Annotated in this window: 6 protein-coding genes; all 6 read left to right on the forward strand. The window is 43.7% G+C overall.

Annotated features, from left to right (window positions below; genetic code table 11):
- The first annotated feature begins 65 nt into the window (after window positions 1-65).
- A complete protein-coding gene (gene hscB, locus JIG41_RS01025) occupies window positions 66-593 on the forward strand; it encodes a co-chaperone HscB (protein ID WP_075593902.1) in 528 nt (175 codons plus the stop codon).
- 46 nt (window positions 594-639) lie between these two features.
- The gene (gene hscA / locus JIG41_RS01030) at window positions 640-2,502 is read left to right on the forward strand and encodes a Fe-S protein assembly chaperone HscA (RefSeq protein WP_196857453.1); all 1,863 of its coding nucleotides are present in this window, start codon (window positions 640-642) and stop codon (window positions 2,500-2,502) included.
- Between the two features lie 11 nt (window positions 2,503-2,513).
- Complete coding sequence (fdx, locus tag JIG41_RS01035; protein ID WP_036973288.1) at window positions 2,514-2,852, forward strand: ISC system 2Fe-2S type ferredoxin; 339 nt, start codon at window positions 2,514-2,516, stop codon at window positions 2,850-2,852.
- Between the two features lie 142 nt (window positions 2,853-2,994).
- Entirely contained in the window at window positions 2,995-4,422 is a 1,428-nt protein-coding gene (locus JIG41_RS01040; RefSeq protein ID WP_036973287.1) for an NAD-dependent succinate-semialdehyde dehydrogenase, read from the forward strand.
- A 1,269-nt stretch (window positions 4,423-5,691) separates the two neighbouring features.
- Window positions 5,692-8,337, forward strand: coding sequence for a family 20 glycosylhydrolase (locus tag JIG41_RS01045; RefSeq protein WP_075593904.1), 2,646 nt, complete (start codon window positions 5,692-5,694; stop codon window positions 8,335-8,337).
- Window positions 8,338-8,552: 215 nt separating this feature from the next.
- Window positions 8,553-9,836, forward strand: coding sequence for an N-acetylglucosamine MFS transporter NagP (gene nagP / locus JIG41_RS01050; protein ID WP_409372700.1), 1,284 nt, complete (start codon window positions 8,553-8,555; stop codon window positions 9,834-9,836).
- Window positions 9,837-10,506 lie beyond the last annotated feature (670 nt).

Raw genomic sequence — 10,506 nt, forward strand, 5'->3', positions numbered from 1 at the left:
CCTTGCTTGAAGCCCTACCTGTGTAGGGCTTTGTTCTTTTTCTGTTTACCGAGTTGGATTATGTAATGCGTTACTTTGAGTTATTTGCGATTCCAGTAGACTATAACATTGATTTAGCGACTATTAATAAACACTACCTCGAGCTGCAACGTGCAGTTCATCCAGATCGTCATGCCAGTGCTAGTAGCCGCGACAAACTACTTGCTGTGCAAAACGCGGCTGAAATCAATGACGCATTACAAACGTTAAAACACCCGGTAAAGCGTGCTGAATACATGCTTAGTGAGTTGGGCGTTGATATTCGTGCTGAACAACAAACATTACAAGATCCGCTATTCTTAATGCAGCAAATGGAGCTTCGAGAAGAGCTCGAAGAGCTTGAAAATGCCGCAGATCCTGATGCAGCAATTGCCCAGTTTGAAACGCAAATTAAACAGTTAGACACGCAATACAGCAACGAACTGGCTGATCAGCTAGCAAGCAATGATGAACAGCAATGGCAGGCAGCGGCAGATAATATTCGTAAGTTAAAGTTTGTTTATAAGCTACGCGAAGAACTTGAGCGAATTGAAGACAGTTTATTTGATGATTAATCGTTAGTTGTAACTTAACAGCTATTTAAGAGTTTAAAAGAGCATTATGGCATTATTGCAAATTGCTGAGCCGGGGCAAAGCGCGGCACCACATGAGCACAAATTGGCAGTGGGTATTGACCTAGGTACAACAAATTCACTTGTTGCGACTGTCCAAAGTGGCGAAGCTCGCACACTAACAGACCTTGCAGGTAATGCAATGCTGCCGTCGGTTGTTCAGTACCAAGCAGACAGCATATTAGTGGGTGAACAAGCGGCTGCAGCGGCTACACAAGACCCAGCAAATACACTCATTTCAGTGAAGCGCTTCTTAGGCAAAACACAAACCGAAATTGAGCAAAGTTACGGTCAATTACCGTATCAGTTTTGTGAACATAATGGCTCACTTGCCATTAGCACTGTTGCTGGCCCAATCAGCCCGGTGTCTGCTTCAAGTGAAATATTGAAAACCTTAAAACAACGTGCTGAAGAAAGCTTTGCCGGCCAAGATATTATGGGCGCCGTGATCACTGTGCCAGCGTACTTTGATGATGCACAGCGTCAAAGCACTAAAGACGCGGCTGAACTTGCGGGTATTAATGTTTTACGCTTACTCAACGAGCCAACAGCGGCGGCAGTTGCCTATGGCCTAGACTCAGGTCAAGAAGGCATTATTGCCGTTTATGACTTGGGCGGCGGTACTTTCGATATCTCTATTTTACGCCTGCATCAAGGGGTATTCGAAGTCATGGCGACAGGCGGTGATTCGAGCCTAGGTGGTGACGATTTCGACTCATTACTGGTTGACTACTTTAAGCAGCAAACGGGTGTTAACGAGTTATCGGCATCGGTTTTACGTTTATTCATCAATAAAGCAAAAGCCTGTAAAGAAGCATTAAGCCAATACCAAACAGTGAACGTTGGCTTAGAGTTTGATGGCCAAAGCTACACAGTTGAAGTAACGCGCGAAACCTTTGATGAATTGGCGCTAGGACTTGTAAAGAAAACGCTTCGCTCGTGCCGACGTGCGGTAAAAGATGCCGGCATCGAAAACCAAGAAGTACTGCAAGTTGTTATGGTGGGTGGGTCTACCCGCATGCCGATTGTACGCTCACAAGTTGCGGCATTTTTTGATAAAGAACCACTGACCTCAATTGACCCCGACCGCGTTGTGGCCCTTGGTGCTGCACTGCAAGCAGATGTGTTAGTGGGTAATAAGCCCGATTCAGACATGTTATTGCTCGATGTACTACCACTTTCGCTTGGTCTTGAAACCATGGGTGGCTTGGTCGAGAAAATCATTCCACGTAACACCACAATTCCGGTGGCGCGTGCACAAGAGTTCACCACCTTTAAAGATGGTCAAACGGCGATGTCATTACACGTGCTGCAAGGCGAGCGTGAATTAGTAGATGATTGTCGATCGCTGGCTAAATTTAGCTTAAAGGGCATTCCAGCTATGGCGGCAGGTGCAGCGCATATTCGTGTTACTTTTAAAGTTGATGCCGATGGTCTATTGAGCGTATCAGCAATGGAAAAATCAACCGGTGTGCAAGCTGAAATACAGGTAAAACCTTCATTTGGCTTATCGGATGACCAAGTTGCTAATATGCTGAAAGAGTCGATGACAAATGCCAAAGACGACATGGAAGCGCGAATGCTCAAAGAGCAGCAAGTTGAAGCATTACGTGTTGTTGAAGCACTTGAAGCCTCACTCGCAACCGATAGCCAATTGCTTGATGAACAAGAATTAAGTGTATTAAAAGCAGAAATTGCTAAACTTATTGCGGTACGCGAAAGTGCCACAACACCGGCAGAAATTAAAGCAGCGATTGAAGCTGTAGATAATGCAAGTAGCGAGTTTGCTGCGCGTAGAATGGACGCATCAATTAAAAAAGCGCTGCAAGGGCAGTCAGTAGACGAAGTTTAACGAGGTAAGGTATGCCACAAATTATTTTTCTTCCACACGAAGAGTTATGCCCAGAAGGCGCAGCAATTGAAGCACCTGCAGGCGAAACTGTATTAGATGTTGCGCTTAAAAATGGCATTAGCATCCCACATGCCTGTGAAAAATCATGCGCGTGTACGACATGTCATTTAATTATTCGCGAAGGGTTTGACTCTTTAGACGAAAGTGATGAGCTAGAAGACGACATGTTAGATAAAGCATGGGGACTTGAGCCAGAGTCTCGTCTTGGTTGCCAAGCAATCATTAAAGATGAAGATCTTGTGGTTGAAATTCCAAAGTATAATCTCAATATCGTTAATGAAGAGCATTAATTCTTAACGGCTTTGAATACCTAAAAACCGCTGTAGTTGCTTGGTCTCTACAGCGGTTTTTTGTTTTTTAGCTGTCAGATAGTAGATTTCAGATGATAGTCGTCAGATTTCTGATTTCTAGTGTCTTTAACTTGGAGGTTCTATGTCTGATTTGGTTTTTTCTGATTCATTTATCGACGGTGACTTTTATTCTACAAGCCAGCGTTTTAGTGTCGATAATCCCGCAACCGCAGAGGCGATTACCCATGTCTCTAATATTGATAAAGCCGGGGTTGAACTGGCTATAAAAAGTGCCGACGAAGCCTTTAGCAAACTAAAGCAAACAACGGCGACTGAGCGCAGTGAAACGTTGCGACGTTGGTACGACTTAGTCATTGAGCATAAACAACAACTTGCTGAGTTAATGACCAAAGAGCAAGGTAAACCTTTAAAAGAAGCATTGGGTGAAGTGGAGTACGGCGCCGGGTTTATTAAATGGTTTAGCGAAGAAGCCAAACGCAGTTACGGCGATAGTATTCCTGCGACGGATAGTCAGCATCGTTTATCAACAATAAAGCAGCCCGTGGGTGTGGTGGCAGGTATTACACCGTGGAATTTCCCGATTGCCATGATCACGCGTAAAGTTGCCCCCGCATATGCGGCAGGCTGTAGCTTTGTTATTAAACCTTCTGAGCATACGCCATTGTGTGCAATTGCACTTGCATATCTCGCTGATAAAGCCGGTTTCGTGAAAGGTGCCTTAAATGTGGTGGTATCTGAAAACGCAAAAATGGTCGGCGAAATCATGACAGAGTCTGAGCGCGTACGTAAATTTACTTTCACAGGTTCAACTGGGGTCGGTAAGCAATTACTCGCTCAGTGCGCTTCTACAATTAAGAACACATCGATGGAGCTCGGTGGTAATGCTCCCTTTATTATTTTTGAAAATGCCAATTTAGATGACGCCGTTACAGGGCTCATGGGCGCGAAGTTTAGAAACGCAGGGCAAACCTGTGTCGCCGCAAACCGTATTTTTGTAGAGCGCTCAGTGCTTGAAACCGTACTTGAAAAACTCACTGACAAAGTAGCAGAGTTAAAGGTAGGCAATGGTCTTGATGAAGGGGTGGATATTGGCCCATTGATTTACCCAAAAGCAAAAGAGAAAGTACAAAGCTTAGTCGAAGATGCGGTGAACAAAGGGGCTTCTTTAATTGGCGATAATAAGGAGCTTGAGGGCAGTTTTCAAGCGCCACTCATTTTGACTGATGTCACCCCAGAGATGGATATTTACCATGATGAAGTGTTTGGTCCTGTAATCAGCATTATTGCCTTTGATAACGAACAAGAAGTACTGAAACTTGCCAATGATGTGCCTTATGGCTTAGCTGCTTATTTTTACAGTGACAACATCAAGCAAATTTATCGCGTAAGTGAAGCACTTGAATACGGCATGATAGGCATTAACGAAGGGCTTATCTCAAACCCAGTTGCCCCATTTGGTGGTGTGAAACAGTCGGGCCTGGGTCGTGAAGGTGGTCATCAAGGCTTAGATGAGTATCTAGAAGAGAAGTATCTTTGTATGAAGATTTAAAAGCCGCTTTAACCTCTGCGCGCGAAATAAATTTAACGCCTACAACAAACTGTAGGCGTTATGTTTGCATGGCGCATTTAGGCAGCAACATCTCTTTTATAACATTCACGGCTAAAGCCACTCCTACAAAAAGCCACTCATACAAAAGATGCACATCACACACGTAGGAGGCGTTTTAACGCCGAAAAGCAAACCTTTTCGGTGGCATTAAGCACCCCTCTCGGTTTAGCTCGCATCTCGCACCTCGCTTCTCGAAGCTTATTTATCTCGCATCTCGTTGCTTACAACCTCTTCGCGCGAAATAAATTTCACGCCTACATTAAACCGTAGGCGTTATGCTTGCATGGCGCGTTTGCGCAGCAACATCTCTTTTAAAATTCGCGGCTAAAGCCACTCTACAAAAAGCCACTCATACAAAAGATGCACACGATACACGTAGGAGGCGTTTTAACGCCGAAAAAGCAAACCTATTAACTGGCATTAAACAACCTTCTCAGTATAACTGTATTAGCTCGTATCTCGCTTTTCGATGCTCGTTGCTTATAACCCTTTCACGGCTAAAGCCACTCCTACAAAAAATGCACACGACACAAGTAGGAGGCGTTTTAACGCCGAAAAGCAAACCTATTAACTGGCATTAAACAACCTTCTCAGTATAACTGTATTAGCTCGCATCTCGCTTTTCGTAACTCGTTGCTTATAACCCTTTCACGGCTAAAGCCACTCCTACAAAAGATACACACGATACACGTAGGAGGCGTTTTAACGCCGAAAAAGCAAACCTGTTCAGTGGTATTAAACAACCTTCTCAGTATAACTGTATTAGCTCGCATCTCGCTTTTCGTAACTCGTTGCTTATAACCCTTTCACGGCTAAAGCCACTCCTACAAAAGATACACACGATACACGTAGGAGGCGTTTTAACGCCGAAAAGCAAACCTATTAACTGGCATTAAACAGCCATCTCGATTTAGCTCGCACCTCGCAACTCGTATCTCGCACCTCGTCGCTTATAACCTCTCGCGCGAAATAAATTTCACGCCTACAACAAACCGTAGGCGTTATGCTTGCATGGCGCGTTTGCGCAGCAACATCTATTTAATAAAATTAGCGTTAAAACGCTTCCTACGATGAAGCTACCCGCTTATTTTTAATAAAATGATAGCGCTGTCATTTTAGTTTTTATATGATAGGTATGAATAATAAACAAAAATGACAAATATTACGGAATAAATACCGTAAACTCAGGGCTTAAACGAGGAGAAAGTAATGGATTTTAAGAGGTCAATACTCGCCGCGATACTGGTAGCATCACCTGTAGTCGCACATGCGACACTGACGCAATCACAGGTTAATCACTTTGCTAAAGACACTGAATTACTATTTTCGGTAGAAGATAATTTCCGTAATAAAGACGCGGGGTTCTTAGGTCAAATTACGCTTAATAATCGCTCTGACGTGGCTTTGCCTGCGGGTGAAAGTGATTGGCAGCTTTATATTCATTCTGTTCGTAAAATTTCGACCGAACATGTCGCAGGCTTAAATATTGAACATGTTAATGGTGACTTACACCGTATAGTGCCAACGAGCAGCTTTAAAGGGTTAGCAGCGGGTGAAAGCCTAGAACTGCCTTTTGATGCACAAGTATGGGTTGTTGCTTACAGCGATTTTATGCCGCGTGCATTTTTTGTTTCAGGAAAAAATAAGCCAGCGGTATTTGCAAACACAGATACCGAAGACTTTAAACAATTTGTAATGCCGTTTACGCGCGATAACCAATTATACCGCTATAACGAGCCGAAAGATTTATCTGTGCTTGCAACGCCTAAAGTACGCTTTGAAAGAAACAATGCCGATAACGTTGCTGTAAGTAAAGAAGAAGCACTAAAACGCATTATTCCAAAACCACGCAAAGTTGACTTTAACCGGGGTACAACAACTATCAATAATGATTGGCAAATTAGTTATCAAGGTCAGCTCAAGCACGAAGTAATGGTGTTTATGCAAGACTTACAAGATGACTATGGTATTAGCCTTAAAGCGCAGCCTGACCATATTAACCTTGGTAAAGAGAAACTTATTCGTCTTAAAGTCGACCCTGCACTGAATGCCGGTAAAGCTGAAAGCTACACCCTCGAAATTGATGATGAAGTCATTAACATCGTCGGCAGTGATAATGCTGGTGTGTTTTATGCGATGCAAAGTGTGCTTAATTTGATGCCAGCAGCAACCCAAGGCTCAGCAAGCTTACCTCAGCTTGAATTAGAAGACTCACCTCGCTATGGCTGGCGTGGTATGCATTACGATAATGGCCGTAACTTTCACGGTAAAGAAGCCATGTTTAAGCTCGTTGAGCAAATGGCGCGCTATAAAATGAATAAGCTACATTGGCATTTTTCTGAAGATGAAGGCTGGCGACTCGAAATACCTGGCCTACCGGAGCTTACCGAGGTAGGTGGATACCGTTGTTTTGATTTAGAAGAGCGCACCTGTTTATTAACGCAGCTAGGTACGGGACCATTTAAAACAGGTTCGGGCAATGGTTACTTAAAACGCGAAGAATTTGTTGAACTGTTAAAATACGCAAAAGATCGCCATATTCAGATCATCCCTGAAGTAGAGGGACCCGGGCATGCGCGTGCATCAATAAAAGCGATGGAGGCACGTTATCATAATATGCTCGAACAAGCCGAAAAAGCAGCTAAAAACAATATAAAAACTGGCTCGGCCAAGCAAGAAATACAACAAGTGGATATGGGTCCTGCAACACAGTATCTACTGACCGATCCGAAAGACACCTCAGTGTATATGACGGTACAAAATTACAAAGATAATTCGATGAATGTCTGTATGGACTCAACCTATGCATTTTTAGATAAAGTAACGTATGAATTACAACAAATGTACCGCGAAGCGGGCGTACAGCTGAAAAACCTACACATTGGTGGTGATGAAGTGGGGGCTGGTTCATGGATTGGCTCACCTGTTTGTCAGGCGTTATTTGCCGAGCCGAGTAATGGCGTGTCGGGCCCCGCTGATCTTAAACCATATTTCACGCAACGCGTCGCGACACTATTAGAAAAGCGCGGTATTTCCCCGGGAATTTGGGAAGATGGCATTATGTATGACCGTGAGAATTCATTTAAACGTGATGAATTCCCAAATAAAACCTTTACGGTTAATACATGGGATAATATTTGGGAGTGGGGCGTTGCAGACAGAGCATATCGGTTAGCAAATGCCGGCTACCAAGTGGTGTTATCACATGGTACGCACTTATATTTCGATCATCCCTATGAAGCCAGCCCAGAAGAGCGTGGTTATTATTGGGCAACCCGTTACACCGATACTAAAAAAACCTTTAACTACATGCCAGACGATGTATACGCGAACGCAGACTATACCCGTACTCGCGAGCCAATTGTTAATTTAGAAGCCTTGGTTGGTCGCCCGTTACCTAAGCTTGAGAAACCTGAAAATATTCTGGGTATGCAAGGTCAGGTGTGGTCTGAAACTATCCGTACTGAAGATCAGGTGTTAGCGATGATTTTTCCGCGTATTTTGTCAGTTGCAGAACGTGCGTGGCACAAAGCAGAGTGGGAAGGCGAAAATGTCGATACCAAAAAGCAAGCGAAAGACTGGGCTGAATTCTCAAGCGCTGTGGGTTTAAAAGAGCTCGAAAAGCTGGCGCAAGATGGTATCAATCTGCATTTACCTGTGCCGGGAGCTGTTATTGAAAATGGGACGTTAAAAGCCAACACAGCGTTTAACTATTTAAGCATTGAATACAGCCTAGATAATGGAAAAAATTGGCAGCTTTATGCTGATCCGATCAGTGTTGAAAATGATGCGAATGTAGCCTTGCGTAGCCGTTTAAATTCGCAGCAAACAAGCCGAATAACCTATGTAAATTAATAGATTACAAGCAAACTAAAAGGGCCTTTGGCCCTTTTTTATTATCTTGCTTTTAACTAAAGGCATCGTATTATGACTACAATTTGATGTCAGTTTAATGGCAGCGCTGTCATTTTTGTTGCGTTAGTGTTATAAATATTTCATCAAACGTATTTATAATCATCTTGAACAAATAGCGTTGATAAATTGAGTCAATGCTATGAATGGGAATTACCATGTCAGAAACGAATAAACAAAGCAGCCTAATACCTATGGCTATCGTTGCCACGCTGTTTTTTATCTTAGGCTTTGCTACTTGGTTAAATGGCTCTTTAATGCCTTTTCTGCAGCAAGTTTTGCAGCTTTCGCCGTTTCAGGCGTCGTTGATTATTTTCTCGTTTTATATCGCGGTAACATTCACTGCGATTCCATCAGCGATGATTATTCGTAAGGTGGGTTACAAAAATGGTATGGCCCTTGGCATGGCAACCATGATGGTTGCAGGGTTGTTATTTATTCCTGCTGCAAAAACACAAGTGTTTGCACTGTTTTTATTTGCGCAACTCGTTATGGGCGCGGGTCAAACATTACTACAAACAGCGGTGAACCCGTATGTGGTAAGAATTGGTCCCGAGGAATCAGCCGCAGCCCGCGTAAGTGTTATGGGTATTTTAAATAAAGGTGCAGGGGTTGTAGCCCCGATTGTGTTTACCGCACTCATATTGAGTGATTTTAAAGGGTTTGTAGGTAAAGAGCTCAGCCAAGCTGACATCGATGCCATGGCCAATGGCTTAATATTACCGTATTTAGGGATGGCACTTTTTATTGGTATACTTGGTTTCGCAGTGACCAAAATGCCGTTACCTGAACTAATTGATGATGCTGATGAACAGCAGCCTGGGCAAGTTAAAAAAGCATTGGCGCATCCGAGCCTTGCGTTAGGGATTGTGGCGTTGTTTGTGTATGTGGCTGTCGAGGTAATTGCTGGTGACACCATTGGTAGCTTTGCTCTGTCATTGGGTGTCGAGCAATACAGTGTGATGACATCGTACACCATGGGTTGTATGGTACTTGGTTACTTTTTAGGTATCTTATTGACTCCACGAGTGTTGTCTCAGCAGGCAGCACTGACTATTTCAGCGCTGTTAGGCTGTGTGTTAACGCTTGCAATAGTAACAGGCAGTAATGAATCGGTCTTTATTTCTACATTGCTTGGCCTAAAATCGGTACTTCCTGATACCTTATTGCTGATTGCTGTGCTAGGCTTTGCCAATGCAATTGTTTGGCCAGCAGTTTGGCCGCTAGCGCTTTCGGGCTTAGGTAAGCTTACCAGTGTGGGATCGGGCTTGCTTGTTATGGGTATTGCCGGCGGTGCATTTGGTCCGTTATTTTGGGGCCTTGCAAGTGGCGGCGTTAAAAGTGCCGAGGCGCAACAAATGGCTTATATTGTGATGTTGCCTTGTTATTTATTCATACTTTTCTATGCTGTAAAAGGGCATAAAATGAAAAGTTGGAAGTAATTAAAAAGCGTGAGGTGAAGACGAGTAAATCGTCGGCCTTGCACTTGATGTAAAGCATTTCTAGTAAATAGAAATAATCCCGTGTGTAATGCCACCGAAAGGTGGCATTTTTTTGTCTTATTTAAACCGTAGGCGTTATGTTTACATGGCGCGTTTGCGCAGCAACGTCTCTTTATAAAATTCACGGCTAAAGCCCTTCCTACAAAAAATGCACACGACACACGTAGGAGGCGTTTTAACGCCGAAAAGCAAACCTGTTCAGCAACATTAAACAACCATCTCGGTTTAGCTGTGCTAGCTCGTATCTCGCTTTTCGATGCTCGTTACTTATAACCCTTTCACGGCTAAAGCCCTTCCTACAAAAGATGCACACGACACTCGTGGGAGGCGTTTTAACGCCGAAAAAGCAAACCTATTCAGCAATATTAAACAACCACCTCGATTTAGCTGTGCTAGCTCGTATCTCGCTTTTCGATGCTCGTTACTTATAACCCTTTCGCGGCTAAAGCCCTTCCTACAAAAGATGCACACGACACACGTAGGAGGCGTTTTAACGCCGAAAAGCAAACCTGTTCAGCAACATTAAACACCCACCTCGATTTAGCTCGCACCTCGCTGCTCGTACTTCGTAGCTTAAAACCATTTCACGGCTAAAGCCCTTCCTACAAAA

It is taken from the genome of Pseudoalteromonas sp. bablab_jr011 (assembly GCF_016464045.1).
In the GTDB taxonomy this organism is placed as follows: Bacteria; Pseudomonadota; Gammaproteobacteria; order Enterobacterales; family Alteromonadaceae; genus Pseudoalteromonas; species Pseudoalteromonas lipolytica.

Coding starts and splice junctions, on each gene's coding strand:
- JIG41_RS01045 (WP_075593904.1), top strand. CDS start 5,692: ATGGATTTTAAGAGGTCAATACTCGCCGCGATACTGGTAGCATCACCT.
- fdx (WP_036973288.1), top strand. CDS start 2,514: ATGCCACAAATTATTTTTCTTCCACACGAAGAGTTATGCCCAGAAGGC.
- JIG41_RS01040 (WP_036973287.1), top strand. CDS start 2,995: ATGTCTGATTTGGTTTTTTCTGATTCATTTATCGACGGTGACTTTTAT.
- hscA (WP_196857453.1), top strand. CDS start 640: ATGGCATTATTGCAAATTGCTGAGCCGGGGCAAAGCGCGGCACCACAT.
- nagP (WP_409372700.1), top strand. CDS start 8,553: ATGTCAGAAACGAATAAACAAAGCAGCCTAATACCTATGGCTATCGTT.
- hscB (WP_075593902.1), top strand. CDS start 66: ATGCGTTACTTTGAGTTATTTGCGATTCCAGTAGACTATAACATTGAT.